Source organism: Streptomyces sp. SudanB52_2052, assembly GCF_964272415.1.
GTDB classification, from domain to species: Bacteria; Actinomycetota; Actinomycetes; order Streptomycetales; family Streptomycetaceae; genus Streptomyces; species Streptomyces olindensis.
In genome coordinates this window covers 7,967,077-7,989,494 of record NZ_OZ186796.1, presented here as the reverse complement: position 1 = coordinate 7,989,494, position 22,418 = coordinate 7,967,077, and the positions used below count along the sequence as shown (strand labels likewise).

Annotated in this window: 21 protein-coding genes; 12 read left to right on the top strand and 9 right to left on the bottom strand. The window is 73.2% G+C overall.

Going from position 1 to position 22,418, the window contains the following annotated elements; genetic code table 11:
• The first annotated feature begins 9 nt into the window (after nucleotides 1-9).
• The 3 genes from ACSUPV_RS35995 to ACSUPV_RS35985 all read left to right on the top strand — a co-directional run bounded on the left by ACSUPV_RS35995 (nucleotide 10) and on the right by ACSUPV_RS35985 (nucleotide 2,947).
• Entirely contained in the window at nucleotides 10-801 is a 792-nt protein-coding gene (locus ACSUPV_RS35995) for an SDR family NAD(P)-dependent oxidoreductase (RefSeq protein ID WP_031117231.1), read from the top strand.
• A gap of 41 nt (nucleotides 802-842) precedes the next feature.
• Entirely contained in the window at nucleotides 843-2,564 is a 1,722-nt protein-coding gene (locus ACSUPV_RS35990) for a PEP-utilizing enzyme (protein ID WP_031117232.1), read from the top strand.
• A gap of 68 nt (nucleotides 2,565-2,632) precedes the next feature.
• Entirely contained in the window at nucleotides 2,633-2,947 is a 315-nt protein-coding gene (locus ACSUPV_RS35985) for a putative quinol monooxygenase (protein WP_031117233.1), read from the top strand.
• A 3-nt stretch (nucleotides 2,948-2,950) separates the two neighbouring features.
• On the opposite strand, the gene ACSUPV_RS35980 is transcribed toward ACSUPV_RS35985, so the two are convergent.
• From ACSUPV_RS35980 to ACSUPV_RS35965, 4 genes are read right to left on the bottom strand one after another with little or no spacing between them, the layout of a single operon-like run.
• Complete coding sequence (locus ACSUPV_RS35980) at nucleotides 2,951-3,976, bottom strand: NADP-dependent oxidoreductase (RefSeq protein ID WP_359789762.1); 1,026 nt, start codon at nucleotides 3,974-3,976, stop codon at nucleotides 2,951-2,953.
• A gap of 4 nt (nucleotides 3,977-3,980) precedes the next feature.
• Complete coding sequence (locus ACSUPV_RS35975) at nucleotides 3,981-4,196, bottom strand: hypothetical protein (RefSeq protein ID WP_031117236.1); 216 nt, start codon at nucleotides 4,194-4,196, stop codon at nucleotides 3,981-3,983.
• A 7-nt stretch (nucleotides 4,197-4,203) separates the two neighbouring features.
• The gene (locus tag ACSUPV_RS35970; RefSeq protein WP_037761776.1) at nucleotides 4,204-4,518 is read right to left on the bottom strand and encodes a 2Fe-2S iron-sulfur cluster-binding protein; all 315 of its coding nucleotides are present in this window, start codon (nucleotides 4,516-4,518) and stop codon (nucleotides 4,204-4,206) included.
• Entirely contained in the window at nucleotides 4,515-5,921 is a 1,407-nt protein-coding gene (locus ACSUPV_RS35965) for an aromatic ring-hydroxylating oxygenase subunit alpha (protein WP_031117237.1), read from the bottom strand. The genes ACSUPV_RS35970 and ACSUPV_RS35965 overlap by 4 nt, the downstream gene beginning before the upstream one ends.
• Nucleotides 5,922-6,290: 369 nt before the next feature.
• Between ACSUPV_RS35965 and ACSUPV_RS35960 the strand changes: the two genes are divergently transcribed.
• Genes ACSUPV_RS35960 through ACSUPV_RS35945 form a run of 4 tightly spaced genes read left to right on the top strand, consistent with a single transcriptional unit; the run spans nucleotide 6,291 to nucleotide 11,162 of the window.
• Complete coding sequence (locus ACSUPV_RS35960; protein WP_037761778.1) at nucleotides 6,291-7,433, top strand: sugar ABC transporter substrate-binding protein; 1,143 nt, start codon at nucleotides 6,291-6,293, stop codon at nucleotides 7,431-7,433.
• A 38-nt stretch (nucleotides 7,434-7,471) separates the two neighbouring features.
• On the top strand, nucleotides 7,472-8,983 hold the full coding sequence (locus ACSUPV_RS35955) for a sugar ABC transporter ATP-binding protein (RefSeq protein WP_436949344.1): 1,512 nt from the start codon (nucleotides 7,472-7,474) through the stop codon (nucleotides 8,981-8,983).
• Nucleotides 8,980-10,122, top strand: coding sequence for an ABC transporter permease (locus tag ACSUPV_RS35950; protein WP_382612062.1), 1,143 nt, complete (start codon nucleotides 8,980-8,982; stop codon nucleotides 10,120-10,122). The genes ACSUPV_RS35955 and ACSUPV_RS35950 overlap by 4 nt, the downstream gene beginning before the upstream one ends.
• Complete coding sequence (locus ACSUPV_RS35945; protein WP_436949341.1) at nucleotides 10,119-11,162, top strand: NAD(P)-dependent alcohol dehydrogenase; 1,044 nt, start codon at nucleotides 10,119-10,121, stop codon at nucleotides 11,160-11,162. Before ACSUPV_RS35950 ends, ACSUPV_RS35945 begins: the two co-directional genes overlap by 4 nt.
• On the opposite strand, the gene ACSUPV_RS35940 is transcribed toward ACSUPV_RS35945, so the two are convergent.
• The 3 genes from ACSUPV_RS35940 to ACSUPV_RS35930 are packed head-to-tail and all read right to left on the bottom strand — an operon-like array spanning nucleotide 11,128 to nucleotide 13,956.
• Nucleotides 11,128-11,919 (bottom strand): ThuA domain-containing protein, encoded by a 792-nt coding sequence (locus ACSUPV_RS35940; protein WP_436949340.1) that lies wholly within the window; start codon nucleotides 11,917-11,919, stop codon nucleotides 11,128-11,130. The genes ACSUPV_RS35945 and ACSUPV_RS35940 overlap by 35 nt on opposite strands.
• A gap of 3 nt (nucleotides 11,920-11,922) precedes the next feature.
• Nucleotides 11,923-12,687 carry an SDR family NAD(P)-dependent oxidoreductase gene (locus ACSUPV_RS35935; RefSeq protein ID WP_031117244.1) on the bottom strand — a complete coding sequence of 255 codons (765 nt, stop codon included), beginning with the start codon at nucleotides 12,685-12,687 and terminating at the stop codon, nucleotides 11,923-11,925.
• A gap of 15 nt (nucleotides 12,688-12,702) precedes the next feature.
• The gene (locus ACSUPV_RS35930; protein ID WP_436949337.1) at nucleotides 12,703-13,956 is read right to left on the bottom strand and encodes an acyl-CoA dehydrogenase family protein; all 1,254 of its coding nucleotides are present in this window, start codon (nucleotides 13,954-13,956) and stop codon (nucleotides 12,703-12,705) included.
• 184 nt (nucleotides 13,957-14,140) lie between these two features.
• Here ACSUPV_RS35930 and ACSUPV_RS35925 point away from each other — a divergent pair, with 184 nt between their 5' ends.
• Genes ACSUPV_RS35925 through ACSUPV_RS35910 form a run of 4 tightly spaced genes read left to right on the top strand, consistent with a single transcriptional unit; the run spans nucleotide 14,141 to nucleotide 18,508 of the window.
• Nucleotides 14,141-15,676, top strand: coding sequence for an AMP-binding protein (locus tag ACSUPV_RS35925; RefSeq protein ID WP_436949335.1), 1,536 nt, complete (start codon nucleotides 14,141-14,143; stop codon nucleotides 15,674-15,676).
• A 26-nt stretch (nucleotides 15,677-15,702) separates the two neighbouring features.
• Nucleotides 15,703-16,299 (top strand): histidine phosphatase family protein, encoded by a 597-nt coding sequence (locus ACSUPV_RS35920; protein WP_359789770.1) that lies wholly within the window; start codon nucleotides 15,703-15,705, stop codon nucleotides 16,297-16,299.
• Between the two features lie 32 nt (nucleotides 16,300-16,331).
• Nucleotides 16,332-17,543 carry an acetyl-CoA C-acyltransferase gene (locus ACSUPV_RS35915; protein ID WP_436949333.1) on the top strand — a complete coding sequence of 404 codons (1,212 nt, stop codon included), beginning with the start codon at nucleotides 16,332-16,334 and terminating at the stop codon, nucleotides 17,541-17,543.
• Between the two features lie 5 nt (nucleotides 17,544-17,548).
• On the top strand, nucleotides 17,549-18,508 hold the full coding sequence (locus ACSUPV_RS35910; protein ID WP_436949331.1) for a PDR/VanB family oxidoreductase: 960 nt from the start codon (nucleotides 17,549-17,551) through the stop codon (nucleotides 18,506-18,508).
• 45 nt (nucleotides 18,509-18,553) lie between these two features.
• On the opposite strand, the gene ACSUPV_RS35905 is transcribed toward ACSUPV_RS35910, so the two are convergent.
• Entirely contained in the window at nucleotides 18,554-18,790 is a 237-nt protein-coding gene (locus tag ACSUPV_RS35905; RefSeq protein WP_031117251.1) for a hypothetical protein, read from the bottom strand.
• A gap of 10 nt (nucleotides 18,791-18,800) precedes the next feature.
• Complete coding sequence (locus ACSUPV_RS35900) at nucleotides 18,801-19,766, bottom strand: TerC family protein (protein ID WP_031117252.1); 966 nt, start codon at nucleotides 19,764-19,766, stop codon at nucleotides 18,801-18,803.
• Between the two features lie 229 nt (nucleotides 19,767-19,995).
• Here ACSUPV_RS35900 and ACSUPV_RS35895 point away from each other — a divergent pair, with 229 nt between their 5' ends.
• Entirely contained in the window at nucleotides 19,996-22,338 is a 2,343-nt protein-coding gene (locus ACSUPV_RS35895; RefSeq protein ID WP_436949328.1) for a bifunctional serine/threonine-protein kinase/ABC transporter substrate-binding protein, read from the top strand.
• Nucleotides 22,339-22,418 lie beyond the last annotated feature (80 nt).

Here is a 22,418-nt window from a genome sequence, read left to right as displayed (position 1 = left end):
GAGAACAGCATGGTGGCTACGGGCAGCCTCGACGGACGTGTCGCGGTGATCACGGGCAGCACGCGCAGCATCGGACGCGCCATCGCCGAGGCGTTCCTCGCCGGCGGTGCCACGGTCGTCGTCAGCGGCCGCAGCGAGGTCAAGGGCAAGCAGGCCCTGGAGGAGATGGACGCCGGGGACCGGGCCGTCTTCCACCCCTGCGACGCAAGCAGCCAGGAGGACATCGAGGCCCTCGCCGACTTCGCCGCGGAGCGGTTCGGGCGGCTCGACATCTGGGTCAACAACGCGGGCGGCAGCCAGGGCTTCGCCCCCCTGCACGAGCTGAGCGACGAGGCCTGGAACCACGCCCTCGCCTTCAACCTCAACGCCTACTTCTACGGCACCCGCCGGGCGCTGCCGAAGATGCTGGAGCACGGCTGGGGCCGCGTCATCAACATCTCCTCCGTCGAGGGCAAGCAGGCCAACAAGCCCGCGATCAGCCACTACATCACCAACAAGCACGCCATCCACGGCCTGACGAAGGCGACCGCGTTCGAGTACGGCACCCAGGGCATCACCTGCAACGCCATCTGCCCCGGCGCCGTCGACACCGACCTGATGCGGGCCGCGGGACCGGCCGCCGCCGAGGCCGAGGGCATCAGTTACGAGGAGTGGCTGGGCCGGTTCGCCGAGCACGCCGCCACCAGGAAGATCACCACGGTGGAGCAGATCGCGGCCGTCGCCTCGCTGCTGGCGAGCGACGCGGGCGCGGGCATCACCGGCACGCTGATCAGCGTCGACGGCGGAACGGCACAGTGGTAGACCCCGGCGGCACCGGGACGGACGGCGGGAGAACCTCGGCCATGAAGAGCTGGATCACGGACTGGCAGCGCAGCGAGCGTCTGCCGCACTACACCCGCGCCAACGCGGGCGAGACCCTGCCGGAACCCGCCAGCCCGCTCGGCTGGACGCTGGTGTGGGGGCGCGGACTGCAGGGCTGGCGCAAGGGCTTCGTCGGCTTCGGCATCTACCACGAGCGGGAAGTGGCCGGCCCCCGGCCGCCGTTCGTCGGGATGTTCGGCGGCTACTTCTACCTGAACCTGTCGCACATGCGGCTGTTCGGCATCCGCATGGGCCAGACGGCCGACCAGATCGACACGGCCTTCGTCGGCCAGCGCTCCGACACCCCCGTGTACGTGCCGCATCCCCAGGACCAGGACGCGGAACTGACGGCCAGGGCGGGCGCGACGCTCCAGCGGATGCTCGGCCAGACGAACTTCCCGGAGGCCGACGCCGACCGGGAGCGGCTGCGCCGCCTGCGCCGCGAGCGGCCCGACCCGGGCCTGCTGTCCGACGCCGAACTGGTGGCGTACGCCCGCTCGTTGCTGGGCGAGGTGGAGATCACCTTCCAACGGCACGTCGAGTCCTCGCTGCCCGCGTCCGTGGGACCGGCGCTCCTCGGTCCGCTGTGCGCGGGCGTGGACCGCCCCGACGCCCTGCTCGACCTCATCGGCGGTCTGGGGGACGTCGACTCGGCCTCCCCCTCGACCGGGCTGTGGACGCTGTCCCGCCAGGTGGCGGCATCGGCGGAGCTGACCGCGCTGTTCGACCAGGGGCCGGCCGCGGTGGAGCGGGCGCTCGACGGGGCGGCCGGGGACGTGAAGGCGTTCCGTGACGCCTTCGAGGAGTTCCTCGCCGAGTCCGGCGACCGCGGGCCCAACGAGTGGGACATCCACGCCCTGTCGTGGGAGGCGGCGCCGGTCCAGGCACTGGCCCTGGTCGACCGGATCCGGCACAGCTCCGACGACGACTCCCCGGCCGCCCGCCGGCAGCGCCTGACCGAGCGGCGGGAGCGGACGGCGGTGGAGGTCCGGGCGCTGCTTCCCGAGGACGCGCGGCCGGTGTTCGACGCGGGCCTGCACGCCTCCCGGGTGTGGATCCCGGCCCGTGAGCGCACCAAGGCCAACTGCGTGACCGTCGTCAACGAGATCCGCATGGCGCTGCGCGAGCTCGGGCGCCGCGGGGTGGAGGCGGGGCGCTTCGCCGCGCCGGAGGACGTGATGATGCTGCTGGACACCGAGCTGGACGACTACGTCGCCGACCCGGTGCCCTTCGGCCCCGTCATCGCGCGGCGGCTCGAGGAGTACGCGGGGCTGCACGAGCTGGAGCCGCCGTTCTTCGTCGCGGACGACGCGCAGACCGACATCGGTACCTGGCCGCGACGCGCCGAGGAGCGGTCCGAGGCGGCGGCCGAGGGTGAGGTGCTCACCGGCGTGGGCGGCAGCCACGGCACCTACACCGGCACGGTGCGGGTCGTCACCGACCCGGCCTCCTGCGAGGCGCTGGAGCCCGGCGAGGTGCTGGTGGCGCCCATCACGGACGCGGCGTGGACCCCGCTGTTCCTGGTCGCCGGGGCGGCCGTCGTGGACGTGGGCGCGCTCAACAGCCACGCCGTCGTGGTCTGCCGCGAGCTGGGCATCCCCGCCGTCATCTCCGTCGAGGGCGGCACGCTGCGGCTGCGCGACGGGATGGTGGTCACGGTCGACGGGGACAACGGCACGGTCACCGTGAACGGCGTCGGCTGAGGAACCGGAACGGGCCCGCCGCACTCCGGGACAGGGGGCGGCGGGCCCGCAGGCATGAGAGGGCGGACATGGCAGAGCAGATCATCGTCTCCGGCTGGATGGACTACGACCCCGCGGATCGCGACACGATGCTGGGCCATCTCGTCGCACTGGGCCGCCGGAGCCGCGAGGAGGAACCGGGCTGCCTGGACTACGCGATGACCGCCGACCCCACGGACGGGCGGCGCATCCGCGTCTACGAGCGGTGGGCCTCGCAGGAGGCGCTCGACGGGCACTTCGCCACCGCGCACATCAAGGAGTTCCGGGCGGCCTCGGCCGGGCTCGCCCGGGTCGGCGTCAGTCTCCAGGCGCACACGGTGGCGGCGACGCGCGACCTGCGCTGAACGCTACGGAGCCAGCCGTACGAGCATCTTGCCGACGTTGCCGCCGCCGAGCAGGGACAGCAGCGCACCCGCCGCGTTCTCCAGTCCGTCCACCACGGTCTCCCGGGCGAGCACCTCGCCCGAGCGGAGCCAGCCGGCGACCCGGTGCTCGAACTCCGGCCGCAGGTCCTCGTGGTCGCGCACGATGAACCCGCGCAGGGTCAGCCGCTTGAGGACCGCCTGGATCAGCTGGTTGAGGTCGGCGGATGGCCGCTCGCCGCCGAACTGCGACATCATGCCGCACAGCGCGACCCGGCCGCCGGGGCGCAGGGCGTGCAGGGCGGCGGCGAGCTGCGCCCCGCCGACGTTGTCGAAGTAGACGTCGATGCCGTCGGGTGCCAGACGCGCCAGCGCCTCCCGGACGGGCTCGGCGCGGTAGTCGGCCGCGGCGTCGTAGCCGAACTCCTCCACCAGCGCGGCGCACTTGTCCGGTCCGCCGGCGGTGCCCACGACCCGCTCCGCCCCGAGCAGCCGGGCGAACTGCCCGGCGGCGCTGCCCACGGCTCCGGCGGCGGCCGAGACGAGGACCGTGTCGCCGGGCCGGACCTCCGCGATCCGCGTCAGCCCGACGTACGCGGTGAAGCCGGTCTGCCCGAGCAGCCCCAACCAGGTGGGCAGGGGCGCGAGTTCGGGGTCGATGCGCCCGGCGCCGTCCGTGGCGGCGGCGTCGAGGACGGCGTGTTCCCGCCAGCCGAGCTGGTGGCGTACGTACCTGCCGGGCGGCACGGAGGCGCAGCGGCTCTCCTCCACGATGCCCAGCGCCCGGCCGTCCAGAGGGGAGCCGGGCGTGAAGTTGTGCGTGTAGTGCTTCTCGGTACTCTCCAGCCGGCCCCGCATCGAGGGGTCGACGCTCATGTAGAGGTTGCGCACGAGGAGTTGTCCTTCGCCGAGCGGCGGCAGCGGGTGCTCGGCGAGCGCGAAGTCACCGGGGACCGGCTCCCCGGCCGGGCGGCGCACCAGGCGGACCACCCGTGTGGTGCGGGCCGTCACCGGCTCACTCCTCCTGCTGCGGGGCCGAGCGCCGCTGGGCCAGCCGGCCCACCCAGCCCGCCATCTGGAGGTCGGCGTGGCGCAGTTCGCCGGACTGCCAGCGGGCCTGGAAGTCGAAGACTCCCCGCGCTCCCGTCCGGGGGTCGGTCACCTCGACCAGGCCGTCCTCGGTGAGCCGGTACACGTGCCCGGTCAGCGGATGGATCACTTGCTTGGGCATGCTGCACTCACTCCTGCACTCGGCGGCGCACGCCGCGTCTGGTCACGGTCACGGGGCCTGCGACCCGGAGCTGGCAGGCGAGCCGGGTCCGGCCGTCCACCGGCTGCCGCAGGGCCTGGATGCCCTCGCGCTCCAGGGGGCCCACGGGTGAGCAGTGCTCGGCGCCCTCGTCGACCTCCACGAAGCAGGTCCGGCAGGTGCCCTTGCCGCCGCAGACGGTGGGCCAGCGGTAGCCGAGGCGGCGGGCGGCGGTGAACAGGTCCTCGCCGTCGAGCACGTCGAGCTCGGCTTCGGCGGGCCTGACCACCACACGGTGGCTCACTTGTTCATCCACTGGTCGAGGGTCTGGTTGAAGTGCCGTATCCGGCTCTCCTGGTAGTTGGCCAGGGTGATGCCGGGCTTGCGCATGGTCTTCAGTCCCTGCTGCACGTACGGCAGGTTCTCGCAGTCCTGGTCGAACACCGGGCCGAGGATGCCGAGTTCGGGGATGTCCGCGAACAGCAGGTCCTCCGGCACCCAGCGGATCTTCGCGGGCGGCGGCGTCTCGCCGGACTTCGGCGGGGACGACATGAAGAGGATCTCGGCGATGCAGGAATCCGGGTCGAGCCCGTTGGGCCGGAACCGGTAGACGATGTTGGACTTCACGCCGCCCCAGGGGTTGAAGTTGGGGAACAGCAGGTAGTTGATGGCGTCCAGCAGCTCGCTGTCGGAGGTCTGCGAGAAGTCCTGGTCGGCGCGGGCCGCCAGCTGCTCGCGCATGCGGTCGGCGAGGACCTGGCGGGCGGTGCCGCCGGGAGGGATCGGGGGCAGTTCCTCGCCGTCCGGGAGCGCCAGGTCACGGCCCTGGGTGGCGGCGTAGAAGGAGCGCGAGTAGTAGAACGTCTCCAGGACGTCCTCCTCGGTGACCGAGTCGGCCACATGAGGGCTCGGAGCGCCCTGGATGTTGATCATGCGGTTCCAGTGGGGCTGGCCGGCGGTGACGTCGTACTGGGAGTTGGCGTCGGCGAGCCACGGCAGCATCTGGGGATGCGTGGCGATCACGTGGAAGGACTCGATGAACGCGTCCTGCGCGACCTTCCAGTTGCAGGGCAGCACCTTGGCGATGTGCAGCGACTTGTAGCGCTTCTCCAGCGGCCAGATGTAGTACGCGTCGAAGGTGCCGCGATAGGTGTCGAAGGACTCGGCGTACGGGTCCATGGTGATGAAGACGAAGCCGCGCCAGGTGGCCACCCGGGCCTCCGGGAGCGCGAACTTCTCCGGGGTCACATGGGGGAAGTCCCAGGCGCAGGGCGGCGTCTGCATGGTCCCGTCGAGGTTCCAGGCGAAGCCGTGGAAGGGGCAGCGGAACTCGGCGACATTGCCCCCGGACGTGCGGAGTTTGCGGCCGCGGTGCAGGCAGGCGTTGACGAACGCGCGGATCTCGTCCGGGGCGGTGCGCACGATGATCAGCGAGTCGGTGCCGATCTCGTAGACCTCGTGGTCGCCGACCTCGGGGATCTCGCTCTCCAGGCAGGCGAACTGCCAGACCCGGCGCCAGACCCGCTCCATCTCGCGCTCGGCCCACTCACGTGAGACGAAGCGGTCGACGTCGATGTCCTCGCTGCCGAGGTGATCGTTGCGGTCGTACCTCAGCGCGGGCGGGACCGGTCGGCTGTCCCGGTCGAGGTAGTCCTGGACGCTGGGCCCGGGGCACCGTGCGGTGACCGCCTCCGACGATTCGTCCATCTTCTCTCCTCCGGCAGAAACTATAGATCGAGTGTAGTTAGTGAATGCAGACCGGAGCAACAGTCGAGACGGCACCGGACGGCACATCGTCCGAGTTCCAGGCGGAAAGACCAGACAAGGGCCGAACATGTGGCGGCACACCTCTCCCCAAGGCGGTCCCGGCGTGCCACACTCCGTCGCATTCGGAACTGTAGTCGCTACCTAGTTTCGACGCCCGGGACGCGGCCTGTGCCCGTTCCCCGCCCACGCGCCGCACGGTTCTTCCGTCGGCCACCGCGCCGCCCTCACTCCCCCACGACGGCGCTCATCACGGCCCCCTCCACCCCAGGCGCCGCGTCGCGGCGCCGACATCAGCAGGAGAGCTCAACGATGAGTTGCAGACCCGTCCGCGCGGCCCGCCGTGCGCTGACCGCGATCGTCCCCGTCACCGCCCTGCTCGCCCTGGCCGCGTGCGGCGGCGGTGCCACTCCCGCCGCCGGCTCGTCGCAGGCGGCGGAGTCCGACTCACCCGGGCTGGCCGCGGCGCGCGCGGCGGTCCAGAAGTACTCCGAGCGCCCGACGCGGATCCCCGTCACCGAAGCGGTGGGCCAGGACATCCCCAAGGGCAAGAAGATCGACTTCATCCTGTGCGGAGTCCAGTCCTGCAAGGACCTCGCCGACCGCTTCACCGCCGCCGCCGGGGAACTGGGCTGGACGGTGAAGCCGATCGCGACGCAGGGCACACCGGAGTCCGTCCAGGCCGCCTGGGAGCAGGCGGTGCGCGACCGGCCGGACGCGGTGGTGGCCTCCGGTTTCCCTCGCGCCGTCTACGCCAAGCAGCTCGCGCGGCTGAAGGCCGCGGGCATCCCCGTCATCCAGTCGAACGCGGACGATGTGGTGGGCGACGGCATCTCCCTGCTGAAGAACGGGCCGAAGGACGTGGGCGTCCAGGGCGAGATGCTCGCCTCCTGGGTCGTGTCGAACAGCGGAGCCAAGGCCGACACCGTCTACTTCGACCTCCCCGCGTACACCATCCTCAAGCCCGTCAAGGAGGGGTTCGCGGCCACGTACGGGGAGTGGTGCGAGGGATGTCCGCTCGACACCGTCGACGTGCCGATCACCGCGATCGGCAAGGACATGCCGGACCGGGTCGTGTCGTATCTCAGGTCGCACCCGAAGGTGACGCACGTCGTCTTCTCCCTCGGACTGCTCAACGTGGGCGTCCCGGCCGCGCTGAAGACCGCCGGCATCACCGGGAAGCACATCGCCGTCAACGTCGGTGACGCGCAGAACTACCAGTACATCGCGAGCGGCCTCACCGACGCCGCGATGGCGCTGAACCAGTACGAGACCGCCTGGATCCAGGTCGACGCGCTGGCCCGCCACTTCACCGGCCGGTCCATGGACACGGACCAGCGGGCGGTGCTGCCCAACATGCTGATCACCAAGGACAACCTGCCGTCCACGGACGGCGACTTCCCGCTGGTGGAGGGCTACGAGCAGCAGTTCAAGGCGCTGTGGGGCCTGAGTTGACCGGGCCGGCTCCCGGGCGGAGGGAGACGGACCGGCCCGTGCTGCGGGTGTCCGGGCTGTCCAAACGGTTCGGCGGGACCCAGGCGTTGCGGGACGTGGACCTGGAGATCGCCCCGGGCGAGATCCACGCCCTGATCGGGCCCAACGGGTCCGGCAAGTCCACCCTCATCAAGGTCCTCGCCGGATACCACCGGGCCGAGCCCGGAGCGGCCGCCGAGCTCGACGGCGAGCCCTTCGACCTGGGGCACGTCACGGGCTCGCGGCACGACCGGCTGCGCTTCGTCCACCAGGAACTCGGCCTGGTGGAGGAGTTGAGCGCCACGGACAACCTGGCGCTCAGCCACGGCTTCAGCCGTACGGCGTTCGGCACCATCCACTGGCCGGAGACGGAGCGCCGCACCAGCACGCTGGTGGAGCGCTTCGGCCTCGGTGTCGACGTGCGTCGGCCGCTGTCCCTGGCCAGTCCGGTCCAGCGTGCCGTGGTGGCGATCGCCGCGGCGCTCCAGGGCTGGGAGGGACGGCGCGGCGTCCTGGTGCTCGACGAGCCGACCGCCGTCCTGCCGCCGGGGGAGGTGGCGCGGCTCTTCAACATCGTGCGGGAGGTCCGTGACTCGGGCGCGAGCGTGCTGTACGTGTCGCACCGGATGGACGAGATCTTCGCGCTCGCCGACCGGGTCACCGTGCTGCGCGGCGGACGCCGGATCACCACCCGTCCGGTTGCCGAACTCACGCCCCGGTCGCTGGCGGAGCTGATGGCGGGGCACGACGTGGAGACCGGCCCCAGGGGGTGTCCGCCGCCCTCCCGGGCGGCCGGCGAGGCCGCGCTGGAGGTCCGGGACCTGTGCGCCGGCCCGCTGCGCGGCGTCGGCTTCACCCTCGCCCGGGGCGAACGGCTGGGCGTCACCGGCCTGGTCGGCTCCGGCCACGAGGCGGTGCCGTACGCGGTGTGCGGGGCGTGGAGCGGACCCGTGAGCGGCAGGGCGCGGGTGCCCGCGCGCTCCCCTCGATGGGTCGACCTGCGCGATGCCCGCGCCCTCGGCATCCCCCTGGTGCCCGCCGACCGGGCGCGCGAAGGCGTGGTCGGCGCGTTCTCCGTCGCGGAGAACCTCACCCTCCCGCTGCTCGACCGGCTCCGCGCCCGCCTGGGCCGGCTGCGGCGGGGACGGGAGGCGGTGCTCGTCGAGCAGTGGGTCCGGCGGGTGGAGGTGCGCGCGTCCGGGACCGGTGCCCGGATCACCACGCTCAGCGGCGGCAACCAGCAGAAGGTCGTCATGGCCCGCTGCCTGGCCCAGCGGCCGGACGTGCTGGCCCTGTGCGAACCCACCGCGGGCGTCGACATCGCCACCCGTCGGCAGTTGTACGAGCTGATACTCCGGCAGGCCGCCGACGGGATGGGCGTGCTCGTGTCCTCGTCCGACACGCAGGATCTGCTCGCGCTGTGCAGCCGCGTCCTGGTGGTGCGAGACGGCCGCGTCGTACGGGAGCTGCACGGCCGGGACATCACCGAACCCGCGCTCGTCCACGCCATGGAAGGAACCTCAGCGACATGACCTCCACCCCGATCCCGGCGGCGGATCACCGGCCGGCCGAACCGGAGACGTCCGCGGCATCCGCCGTGCGGGCACCCCGCACCCCGGTCCGGCGGGCGGTGGCCGCGCTGTCGTTCCGGAACATCGGCGCCCTGTACGTCTGGCTGCTCATCGTCGTCGTCTTCTCGGCGTGGGCGCCGGAGACGTTCCCGACCGCCACGACCGTCACGCAGGTCCTGAACGGCAACGCCGTGGCCGGGCTGGTGGCGCTCAGCGTCGTGGCTCCGCTGGCCGCCCGCGTCTTCGACCTCTCGGTCGCGTTCACGATGTCGCTGACCAGCGTGCTGACCGCCCGTTTCCTGGTCTCCGCGGGCCTCGGCCCGGGCACGGCCGTCGCGCTGGCCATGACGGCCGCTCTGCTGGTCGGGCTGGTCAACGGGCTCGTGGTGGTGGTCCTGCGGGTCGACTCGTTCATCGCCACCCTCGCCACCGGAGCACTCGTCCAGTCCCTCATCACGCTGGTGACCAACGACAGCTCCATCACCGGAGTGCAGCTCATGGCGAAGCCGTTCGCCGGCATCGCCCAGCTGGAGGCGGGCGGCCTCACCCTGCCGGTGCTGTACCTGCTGCTCGCCGCGGTGGCCCTCTGGTTCCTGCTGGAGCACACCGCCACGGGACGCCGGCTCTACGCCACCGGTTTCAACGAGAACGCGGCCCGCCTGCAGGGGGTGCGCACCGGGCGGCTGCGCTTCATGACGCTGGTGATGTCCGCGCTGCTCTCCGGTTTCGCCGGTGTCGTCTTCGCCGCGTCCGTCGGTTCCGGTTCGCCGTCGGCGGGCACGCCCTACCTGCTGTCGGCCTACGCGGCGGCCTTCGTGGGGGCCACACAGCTGCGGGCGGGCCGCTTCAACGCCTGGGGCACGGTGATCGCGGTGCTGCTGCTCGGCACCGGCATCACCGGACTCGGGCTCGTCACCAGTGCGCCGTGGGCCACGAGCCTGTTCACCGGCTCGGTCCTCATCATCGCGCTGGTGCTGACCGGTGGGCGGATGTCGCTGCCCGCCGTACTGCGCCGCCGGCGGGCCGGCCGGAGCGGCGACCCGGGCGTTCCGGCAGCGGCCGGCGCGCCGACCGTTCCCGACGAGGAGGCAGGACGATGAAGGCCGTCCAGTACAGGACCGTGGGCAAGGCGCCCGAGGTCGTCGAGATCCCCGTGCCCGAACCCGGCCCCGGCCAGGTGCTGATCAAGGTGACGGCGGCCGGGCTGTGCCACTCCGACCTCGCGGTCATGGGCTGGCCCGAGGAGCGGTTCCCGTATCCGCTGCCGCTGACGCTGGGGCACGAGGGTGTCGGCACCGTCGCGGCGCTCGGCAGCGGGGCCACCGGTGTCGCCGAGGGCGAGGAGGTGGCGGTGTACGGTCCGTGGGGCTGCGGCCGCTGCCGTGTCTGCGCCGAGGGCAGCGAGAACCGCTGCCCGCACGCCGCCGGACTGGGCATCATGCCGCCGGGGCTCGGCTCCCCCGGCGCCCTCGCCGAGTACCTGCTCGTCGACTCGCCCCGGCATCTGGTGCCGTTGAACGGCCTGGGCCCCGTACAGGCGGCCCCGCTCACCGACGCGGGTCTGACGCCGTATCACGCGATCCGCGGATCCCTGCCCAAGCTGGTGCCGGGCAGCACCGCGGTGGTGATCGGCGTGGGCGGCCTCGGGCATCTCGCCGTGCAGCTGCTGCGCGCGCTGACACCGGCCCGGGTCATAGCGCTCGACGTGCACGAGGAGAAGCTGGAGCTCGCACGCGCCGTCGGCGCGCACGAGGCGCTCCTGTCCGGCGAGGAGGCGCCGACGCGCGTGCGGGAACTGACCGGCGGGGTGGGAGCGGAAGCGGTCCTGGACTTCGTGGGCGCCCGGGCGACCCTGGCCGTCGCCGCCGCGGCGGTGGCGCCGGGAGGGGACGTGAGCGTCGTCGGCATCGGCGGCGGCACCCTGGCGGTCGGTTTCGGCGGCGGACTGCCGTTCGAGGTCTCCGCCTGCGCGCCCTACTGGGGCAGCCGGACGGACCTGGTGGACGTCCTCGACCTCGCCCGTCGGGGGCTCGTCTCCTCGCACGTCGAGACGTTCTCCCTGGACGAGGCTCCCCTGGCGTACGAGCGCCTGCACGCCGGGGAGATCACCGGCCGGGCGGTGGTGCTGCCGCACGGCTGACGGCCCGCTCCAGACAGCGCCGGAGGACCGTGCGGAACTCCGGCGCTTCCCAGGGCCCCCGGTCCACCCGCCCGGTGTCGGCCACACCGAGGTCCTGCATGTCGTACCGGCCCCGGCAGTGGCCGAGGGTGAAGTAGCAGACCTCGCCCCGTCCGTGCCGCTTGAGGTACAGCACCGGCCGGGGCGCGTCGTCGAGCGCCGCCGTGTCGCCCTCGGCGAAACCGCGGCACGGCCCGGTGTACTCGGCGTGCAGCAGCACCTCCGGCTCCCCGTGCAGCTCGCAGACGTACAGCTCGTCGGTGACCGTGAACGGCCCGATCCCGGCGACCAGCGGATGGTCCGGCCGGGTCACCCGCACCTCGTACGGCTCGATCGGCGGGTGGGCGAGGAACTGGCTGCCGAGCACGCCGGCCAGCTCGCCGAGGAGCCGCGGGGTTGTGAAGAGCCGTGGCCCGCCCGGAGTCGGGGGCTCGATCACGGAGTTGGTGCCGTGCAGGGCGAGCCAGGAGCCGCCGCGTTCGACGAAGTCCGCCAGCGCCTCGCGCTGCCCGGTGTCCGGGCGTACGTCGCAGGTGTAGGTGACCAGCAGGTCGGCGGCCTCCAGTGCGGGCAGGCAGTCGTAGTCCTGGTACACGCGGGTGCGGACGCGCGGCTGGTCCGCGAGGAGTTCCAGCAGTCGCAGCCGCGCGAAGTCGACGTCGTGCCACCTGCCGCCGCAGACCAGTACGGCGTCCAGACGGCCGGCCGGGCCCGCCACGGCTCAGTACTGGACGCGGGTCAGCAGCCCGCCGTCCACCACGAGGTTGACACCGACGCAGAACGAGCCGGTGCGGCCGAGGAGGAACGTCACCGCGTTCGCCACGTCCTCCGCGGTGCCGTAGCGGCCGATCGGCAGCTTGGCGAGCACCTCCTCGTAGACCTCCGGCCGGGCGGTGCGGATGGTCTCCCAGGCGCCGCCGGGGAAGTCGATCGGGCCGGGCGAGACGGTGTTGACCCGGATGCCCTCGGGGGCCAGGGCGTGGGCGAGGGCGGAGGCGTGCTGGACGACGGCCGCCTTCAGGGCGGAGTAGGAGTTGGCTCCGGCCGGGCGGGCCGTGTCGGAGGCGTTGGTCGTGCCGATGGCCACCACGGCGGCCCGGTCGGAGGCCTCCAGGTGCGGCAGGGCCGCCTCGACCAGTCCCGCGAACGGGATCAGGTCGCCGCGCAGGCTGGCCTCCCAGGACTCGGGTCCCTTGACGTTGCCCGCCGAGACGTTGGAGACCAGCAGGTCCAGGCCGCCGAGTTCGTCCGCCGACCGCCGCACGAAGGCCGCGAGGGCGGCCGGGTCGGTGACGTCGACCGGTTCGGCGTACACGGTCGTTCCGTCGGCGCGCAGTTCGGCGGCGGTCTTCGCCAGCGCCTCCTCGCCCCGCGCGCACAGGGCCAGCGCGCAGCCCTCGGCGGCCAGCGCTGCGGCGATCGCCCGGCCGATACCCCGGCTGGCGCCGGTCACCAGCGCCTTGGCGCCTGTCAGTCCTGTGTCCATCGGTCATGCTCCTCGTCAGCTGTGGGGCAGTTGGGAGAACGGCACCCGGTCGGTACGCGGCTCGCCGGGCAGTCCCAGGACGCGTTCGCCGATCAGGTTGCGCTGGATCTGGTCGGTGCCGCCGGCCAGCCGGTAGCCGGGGGCACCGAGCAGGTGCTGCGTCCAGGCGAAGGTGTCCGGCTCGCCGGTGTCGGCGCCGATCCGGGCGCCCATGAGGTCGGCCGCCGTCTGCCCGGTGCGGGTGAGCAGGTCGGAGGCCATGAGCTTGGTCAGCGACGCCTCGGGGCCCGGCCGGCCACCGGCCGCGCTCGCCCGGGCGACCCGGTCCACGGTGGCCGCGCGCAACTCGGACCGGACGTACAGGTCGGCGAGTTGCTGGCGGACGAGGGGGTCGCGGGTCCGGCCGAGTGAGCGCGCGAGGGCGAGGACGTCGGCGAAGGTGCCGCCCTTGCGCCGGTTGCCGCCACCGGAGGCGGTCCGTTCGAAGGCGAGGGTGGCGGTGGCGACCTCCCAGCCCTGCCCCGGGCGCCCGATCCGCAGCGCGTCCGGGACGCGGACGCCTTCGAGGAACACCTCGTTGAAGGAGGCGCCGCCGCTCATCTGCCGGATGGGGCGGGTCACCACGCCGGGGGCGTCCATCGGGACCAGGAAGGCGGTGATGCCGGCCTGCTTGACGACATCCGGGTCGGTGCGGGCCAGCAGCAGCCCGTAGTCGGCGAACTGGGCTCCCGACGTCCACACCTTCTGGCCGTCGACCACCCACGCGTCGCCCTGCCGCCGCGCACGGGTGCGCAGCGCGGCCAGGTCGGACCCGGCGCCGGGCTCGCTGAAGAGCTGACAGGCCAGCAGGTCCGTGCGCAGGAACGCGCGGGCGTACGTGGCACGTTGCCCGTCCGTCCCGAACAGGGAGACGGCCATCCCGACCAGCCGCACGGTGACGCTGATCAGCTCGGTCGACGGCGGCACCGCGAAGGCGGACTCCTCCTGGGCGAAGGCAGCCGCGTGGGCGGCGCTCAGGCCCGCGCCGCCCTTGTCCCTCGGGAGGGTCAGGGCCTGGTACCCGGCGTCGAAGCGGGCGCGCTGGTAGGCGCGGCAGCGTTCCAGCAGCAGTCGTTCCTCGTCGTCGGGGAGGTTGTGGAAGACGGCGAGATCACCCGCCGGCGAGACGGACCGTGGCGCCCCGGCCGGTTCGAGCACGGTGGCCAGCCACTGTGCGGCCCGGGCGCGCCAGGCGTCGAGGTCCGGCTGCTCCGCGTCCGGCTTGGACATGGCTCCTCCTGGGCGGCACTTAGCAGACGACAGCTAGAGAAACGTAGATCCGGAAGAAGCCCTCGCACTGGGCTGGGTAGCACCGGCTCGGTCAGAGTGTTCCGTACTTTCTTGATAAACGCTACAGTCTCGGCATCGCCTCCCCGTGGACGCAGGGGAAGACCGAGGAGCCGCCGGAGGAGCCATGTCCCTTCCACCACTCGACCGCCGCGCCCAGGAGACACCGCACGAGCCCGCCCTGGTGGACGACCGGGGTGCGCTGTCCTGGTCCGGGCTCGCCGACCGGGTCGAGCGGGCGGCCGTACGGCTGCTGGAGTTCGCGCCCGGCCCCGATCACCGCGTCGCCGTCCTCGGCGACAACGCGATCCCCACGCTCGTGGCCCACCTCGCCGGGCTGCGCGCGGGCGTGGGGACCGTGGCGACGTCCCGTCAGCTGCGGGTCGGCGAACTCGTCGACCAGCTCGTCGACGCCGACGCCACCGGGATCATCGCCGGGCCGGTCGGTGCGGGTGTCGCCGTCGAGGCGGCCCGCGAACTCGGCCTGCCCGTCGTGACGCACGGCACCGAGCCGGCCGGTCACGCCTTCGACTGGGACCTGTGGCTCGGCGCGGCACCCGCCGGCACCGTTCCCCCGGACCGGCCCGCCCGGCCTCCGCTCGTCTACACCTCGGGCACCACCGGCCGGGCCCGCGGCACCGAGGTGCGCTGGGTGAGCGGCCCGGTCACCGACAGCGCCGCCTACCTGGCCGAGCTGGCTGCCCGGCCCGGCTTCCCCCCGGGTCCCCACCTGGTGTGCGGCCCGCTCCAGCACAACGGGCCGCTGACCTCGCTGCGGCACCTGGCGGCCGGTCAGCCGGTGGTGATCCTCGGCAAGTTCGACGCGGAGGCGTTCCTGCGTCACGTCGAGCGGTGGCGGGTCACCTCCTCCGTGATGGTGCCGACGCACTTCCAGCGCCTGCTCGCCCTGCCGGAGGAGGTGCGCGGCCGGTACGACGTCTCCAGCCTGCTCCACGTCTCGCACACCGGATCCGCGTGCCCGCCGGACGTGAAGCGGGCCATGATCGACTGGTTCGGCCCGGTGCTCACCGAGTCCTACGGCGCCAGCGAGGCGGGCACCCTGGCCCGCATCGACAGCACCGAGTGGCTGGAGCACCCCGGCTCCGTCGGCCGTGTCCAGCCCCCGTTCGAGGTGCTGGTGACCGACGACGACGGCAACCCGCTGCCGCCCGGCGCACTCGGCCTGCTGGCCTTCCGCGCCCCCGAGGGCCGGGGCGTGCGCTACCACGCCGACCCGGACAAGACGGAGGCCGCCTACCTCTCCCCCGGCGTCTTCACCCTCGGCGACATCGGCTACGTGGACGCGGACGGCTACCTCTTCCTCACCGACCGGGCCGCCGACGTCGTGGTCTCCGGCGGCGTCAACCTGTACCCGGCGGAGAGCGAGGCGGTGCTGCGGCTGCATCCCGCGGTCGCCGAGGTCGCCGTCATCGGCGTGCCCGACCCGGACTTCGGCGAGTCGCTGCGGGCACTGGTCGTGGCCGCCGGGGCCGAGCCGCCGGCCGGGGACCTGGACCGGTTCTGCCGCGACCGGCTGGCCTCCTACAAGTGCCCCAAGTCCTACGAGTTCGTGGCCGAGCTGCCGCGCAACGCCATGGGCAAGCTCGACAAACGCGCGATGCGGCGCCCCTACTGGCGCTCCGAGCGCACCATCGCCGGCTGAGCCGGTCCCACCGCGAAGGATCCTCCATGACCGAACTGCTCCTCATCCGGCACGGCCTCCCCCTGGCGGGCGTGTACGACCCCGGGCTGTCCCCGGAGGGCACCGCGCAGGCCGAGCGGCTCGCCGCCTGGCTCGCGCACGAGGACATCGACGCCCTGTACGCCAGCCCGTTCCGGCGTGCCCGGGAGACGGCGGCGCCGCTGGAGCGCCGCACCGGACTGACCGCGACGGTGCTGGACGACCTGCGCGAGTGGGACACCGACGTCTCACAGCCCTACACACCGCCGGAGCAGATCAACGCCGACGACCCCCGGTCGGTGGCGCTCGCCGAGGGACGGTACGAGGACTTCGTGCCCGACCTGGACTGGGAGGCCTTCCGGGCCCGAGCGGTGCGGGGCATGGACACCATGCTGGCCGCCCACCCGGGCCGACGGATCGCGGCCGTGTGCCACGGCGGCATCACCAACACCTATCTGGCGACGGTGCTCGGACTGCCCCGCATGTTCTGGTTCCACCCCGGCTACACCTCCGTGAGCCGGGTCCGGCGGCTGCCGGGCGGGCGGATCGTCCTGCACTCGGTGAACGAGACCGCCCACCTGGTCGCCGAGCACGCCGCCGCCTGATCCCGTCCCCTCGCACCCAGGAGGTCCCGGCCGTGCCCGGATCCGTCATCGTCTCCGGCGCCAGAACGCCCGTCGGCAAGCTGATGGGCGCCCTAAGCGCCCTGTCCGCCCCCGACCTCGGCGCGCACGCGATCGGCGCCGCCCTCTCCGCCGTACGGCTGGCCCCGGCCGCCGTGGAAGCCGTCGTCATGGGCCATGTCGTGCAGGCCGGGGCCGGCCCCAACACGGCACGGCAGGCGGCGGTGCGCGCCGGCATCCCGTTCTCCGTCCCGGCGAGCACCGTGAACAAGCTCTGCCTGTCCGGTCTGCACGCCATCGCCCTGGCCGACCTCATGGTCGCCTCCGGGCGTCACGAGGTGGTCGTCGCGGGCGGCATGGAGTCCATGTCCGGCGCCCCGCACCTGCTGCGCGGCGCACGCGGCGGCTGGAAGTACGGTGCGGCCACCGCCGAGGACGCCCTCGACCGGGACGCGCTCGTGTGCGCCTTCGACGGCGTCTCCATGGGCGCGGCCACCGAGCGCCACCAGCGGCCGTACGGCCTGAAGCGGGCGGAGCAGGACGAGTACAGCGCCCTGTCGCACCAACGCGCCGCCCGCGCCCAGGAGTCGGGCGCCCTGGCCGCCGAGATCACGCCGGTCACGGTGCCGGGACGCCGGGGTGAGACAGTCGTCACCACCGACGAGGGCGTACGGCCGGACAGCACCGCCGGGAGCCTCGGACGGCTGCGGCCCGCCTTCTCCGGCGACGGCGAGGGCACCATCACCGCGGGAAACTCCTCGCAGCTCTCGGACGGCGCGGCGGCCGTCGTCGTGATGAGTGCGGCACGCGCCGAGCGGGAGGGCCTCACGCCGCTCGCCGTGATCGGCGCCTACGGCACGGTCGCGGGCCCCGACCCCTCACTGCTGGTGCAGCCGTCCGGCGCGGTCCGCGACGCCCTGGCGCGGGACGGGCGGCTGAAGGCCGCCGACCTGGACCTGCTCGAGATCAACGAGGCGTTCGCCGGTGTCGCCCTCGCCTCCCTGCGGGACCTCGACGTCCCGCTCGAGAAGGTGAATGTCAACGGCGGGGCCATCGCCCTGGGGCATCCGGTCGGCATGACCGGTGCCCGACTGGTCCTGACCCTCGCGACGGAGCTGCGGCGACGCGGCGGCGGCGTGGGGGCGGCGGCCCTGTGCGGGGGCGGCGGCCAGGGCGACGCACTGCTGCTGCACGTACCGCCGCACACTCCGGACCGGACCAGGTGACCACCATGAGCGACCCCCGCCCCCTGGACGGCACGCCCCTCGTCGTCGCGGACCGCACGCACGCCGCCGACGGTGTCGTCTCCCTCACCCTGCGCCGCCCCGACGGCGAGCCCCTGCCCGCGTGGAGTCCCGGCGCGCACATCGACCTGCTCCTGGACGGGGACCTGGTCCGCCCGTACTCCCTGTGCGGGGACCCCGGCGCACGAGACACCTGGCAGATCGCCGTGCTGCGCGAGCCGCGGGGCCGCGGCGGCTCGGCGTACGTCCACGAGCACCTCGTGCGGGGCGAGAAGGTGCGGGTGCGCGGGCCGCGGAACAACTTCCCGCTGCGCCCGGCCGCACGGCACCTGTTCGTCGCGGGCGGCATCGGCATCACGCCCCTGCTCCCCATGGTCGAGGCGGCCCGGGCCGCGGGTGCCGACTGGAGTCTGCTGTACGGCGGCCGCACCCGCTCTTCCATGGCGTTCCTGGACCGTCTGGCGCCCTTCGGGGAGCGCGTCCTGATCCGCCCTCAGGACGAGTACGGCCTGCTCGACCTCGCCGGGTTCCTCGGGACACCTCAGGAGGGCACCCTGGTGCACGCCTGCGGCCCCGAACCCCTGCTGCGGGCGGTGCGGGAGCGGTGCGCCGCCTGGCCTCCCGGCACCCTGGGTGTGGAGCGGTTCGCGCCGGTGCCGTCGGCCGGGCCCGGCCCCGCCGGGACCTTCGACGTGGTGCTCGCCCGCGCGGGACTCACCCTCGCCGTGCCGCCCGACCGCTCGGTGCTGCAGGTCGTCAGGGAGGCGGGCGTCCCGGTGGACTTCTCCTGCCAGGAGGGCACCTGCGGCACCTGCGAGACCGACGTCCTCGACGGCACGCCCGACCACCGGGACTCGCTGCTGAGCGAGGACGAACGGGCGGCCGGCGACACCATGCTCATCTGCGTCTCCCGCGCGTGCGGGCCGCGCCTGGTCCTCGATCTGTGACCGCGTTACTCCGCACTCCTCGTTACTCCGTACTCCTCCCGTCGCTCAGTCGTGCTTCCAGCCGGTGAGGTGCTGCCAGGTCGCACCCCGCACCGACGTGACCGGTACCAGTTCCGGTACGTAGTGGTCGCACCGCTGGTTGTGGCAGGGGCCCGGGACCCAGACGGGGACGAAGACGCCCATGGTCTTGTGCCGTTCCATGACGGCGTCCACCGGCTGCTTGCACGAGCGGCAGACGTACCGGGGACGGGAGGCCGCTCTCCGCTCCTTCTCGCTGCTCATGGCCGCCATTTTAATGCTGCTTTAGGGGCATTTGGGAGTCCTTTGGTGGGGGGCGCAGCATGCTGAGCGCGATGGAGACGGTCAGGACCGTGGCGATCACGGCGAGGCTGATCGGGGAGGGGATCTCGGGCACGTCGGAGCTGATGATCTCGTGGGACGCCTGCAGGATGAGCTTGACGCCGATGAAGGCGAGGATCAGCGCGAGTCCCTTGCTGAGGTAGTGGAAGCGGTCCAGCAGGCCCGCGAGCATGAAGTACAGGGCCCGCAGACCCAGGATGGCGAAGGCGTTGCTGGTGTAGACGATGAAGGCGTCACTGCTGACGGCCAGCACCGCGGGCACGCTGTCGACGGCGAAGACCAGGTCGGCGGCCTCGATCGCGGCGACCACGGCGAGCAACGGGGTGGCGACGCGCCTGCCGGCCTCCCGCACGAAGAAGTGGGTCCCGGCGTACTCGTCCCGTACGGGGATGACCTTGCGCAGCAGGCGTACGGCGATGCTCTTGCCGGGGTCGAAGCTGTCGTCCTCCTCCTTGAGGATCTTGTACGTGCTGTAGAAGAGGATCGCGGCGAAGACGAACAGGACGGCGGTGAAGCGGCTGACCACCGCCACCCCGGCGGCCAGGAAGAGCCCCCGGAAGACCAGGGCGCCGAGGACCCCGAGGAAGAGCACGCGGTGCTGGTAGGCGCGGGGCACCCGGAAGTAGCCGAAGATCAGGGCGAAGACGAAGAGGTTGTCGACCGACAGACTCTTCTCCAGCAGCCACGCGGTGGTGTACTCGACACCGGCGGTGGTGCCCACCACGAGGAAGACGACGGCGCCGAAGACGATCGCCAGCCCCACCCACACCCCGCTCCAGGCGGCGGCCTCCTTGAAGCCGATGACGTGGGCCTGCCGGTGCGCCAGCAGGTCGACCGCCAGGGACACCAGCACGGTGACGGCGAACACCAGCCACAGCCACAACGGCACATCATGCACAGCCCGGCCCTCGCAGACCCGGTCGACCGGAAGACGCTAATCCTCCTTCGAGTCTGGACGGCGCGGCAGCGGTTGTCTCCTCGGCCGTCCGCGGGGCGGCGGGCCGACCTACACGCGCCGTGCGGTCGGCACCGGTCGACCCGTGCCGCTTCACCTGAAGGTGTGCTGATCGGGGCCGGACGCCGAGAAGGCGGAAACCGGGGACCGCCGGCGCCGCTACGTTGGCGGGGTGCGGCGGATCGGGGAGTTCACCGTGGAACGGCGCCTCGGCGCGGGCGGGATGGGAGTGGTGTACCTCGCGCGCACCGCCGCCGGGCGGCGGGTGGCGCTGAAGGTGATCCGGCCGGAGTACGCGGACGAGCCGCACTTCCGTGCCCGGTTCCGGCGCGAGGTGGCGGCGGCCCGGAAGGTGAGCGGGGCCTTCACGGCACCCGTGGTGGATGCCGATCCGGACGGCGATCCGCCCTGGCTGGCCACCCAGTACGTCGCCGGGGACTCCCTGGAGGCCCGGGTGCGGTCCGGCGGGCCGCTGCCCGTGGCCGATGTCGTCCGGCTCGCGGGACAGCTGGCGGAGGCGCTGCGGGACATCCACCGGCAGGGGATCGTGCACCGGGACCTGAAGCCGGCCAACGTCCTGCTCGCCGACGACGGCGTCCGGGTCATCGACTTCGGTATCGCCCGTTCCGTCGTGCAGAGCCGTGCGCTGACCCGCAGTGGCGCGATGGTCGGTACCCCGGCCTTCATGGCGCCCGAGCAGCTGATCGCGGCCCAGGCGGTGTCCCCGGCGACGGACGTGTTCGCGCTCGGTGGCGTGCTGGCCTTCGCCGCGTCGGGCCGGAGCCCCTTCGAGGACCCGGAGGCGGCGGGCCTGGAGCCGATCGCGGTGGCCTTCGCGGTGGTGCACCAGGAACCGGACCTGACCGGCGTCCCCGGCCCGCTGCGCGCGCTGGTGTCGCGCTGTCTGGCCAAGGACCCCGCCCGGCGGCCCGGCCTGGAGGAGGTGCTCCGCCTGGCGACCGGGGCCGAGCAGGGCATCGGCGAGGTCGACAGCGCGCGAACACGGCCGCGACGGCGGCGGTCCGGGAGGGCGGCGATCGCCGCGCTGGCCGTCCTGACCGCCCTGTTCCTCACAGGTGACGTGCCACCGTCGACGCCGTCGGCGGTCCTGCCCTGCGCCGAGGGTCTGACCGCCCTCGGTGAGGGCCGGATGCGCAGGTGCGTGGGCCTGCTGGACGCGGACGCCTCGCCCGAGCGGCTGCGCTCCTCGTCGAGCCGGGCCGTCGCACCCGTGCTGGAGCGGATCGCCGCGGAGAACCGGCGGGTCGTCGCGGCCGCCGCCAAGCCGGGCGGGCGGCCGTTCGTGTCGATGGTGTACCTGACGCCCATCACCCAGGAGTTCGACGGCAGTGGCGCGATGGAGGCCGTCCGGCGTGATCTGGAGGGCGCGCACCTCGCCCAGCTCAGGACGAACGGGAGACTCGGGGCCCGGCAGGACGGCGCCGCGGTCCGGCTGCTGTTCGGCCACACCGGAGGCACCGCCGAGCAGCGCAACCACGCGGTCGGACAGGTGCTCGGGGCCCGGCGCGCCCAACGGATCGTGGCGGCGCTCGGCCTGGGCGGCAGCACCGCCTCCAGCCAGGACATGGTGGAGGAGTTGACGGCCGGCGGCCTCCCCTCGTTCGGTTCGGTCCTCACGGCCGACTCCTGGGCCGCCGTCCCCGGTCTGGCCCGCGTCGCGCCCACCAACGCCGACCAGGCGGCGGCCGCCGTACAGCATCTGTCGGCCGGCCGACGCGCCGACGCGCGGATCCTGTTCGTGCAGGACGTGGCCCCCGGCGACCAGTACACGAGCACCCTCGCCCAGCAGTTCCGCGCCCGGATACCGGCGAAGCGGCTCGTCCGGGCGGAACCCACCCTGTTCGACTCCTCGCGGTCCGGCGCGGGCGACTTCCGCGCCCGGTTCGCGGATGTGTGCGCGGTACGGCCGGACGTCGTCTACTTCGCGGGCCGCGGCACGACGCTGCCGCGGCTCCTGACCGTCCTCGCCGCACGCCCGTGCAAGGACCACAGGATCACCGTGATGTCGGGTGACGACACCATGATGATCAGGCACACGAACGGCTTCGGCGCCCGGGACCTGGCCGACGTGCTCGGCAAGGGGCGCATCGACCTGCTCCACACCGGCCTCGCCCACCCCCGGGCCTGGGACGTGACACCGGAGGCCTTCGACCTGAGGCTCGCCGCGCCCTTCCGCGACGGCACGTTCACCGACACCTTCGGACACGGCGACCTGGAGGACGGCCGGGCCGTGATGATGTACGACGCCCTGCTGACGGCGGCCCGGGCGGTCCGGGAGACTCCCGCGGTGCCGCATCCGACGGTCACCGACGTCCACCGGACCCTGGCCCGGCTCCGGGAGCTGGGACCACAGCCGGGCGCGAGCGGCTGGATCGCCCTCGGCGGCGACGGCGCCCCCAGGGACAAGGCGATCCCCGTCCTCCGCATCGCTCCGGACGGCCGCACGACCGCCATCACGGTCACGTCGGCCGACGGCAGGCCCGCCCGCGGCTGAGGGAAACTCCCCGGTCGCGGCGGCCGGGCCGGCGAGGCCGAGCGGCGCTTGGGCGGAGCGCCGCGGGGTACTTCCCCGGA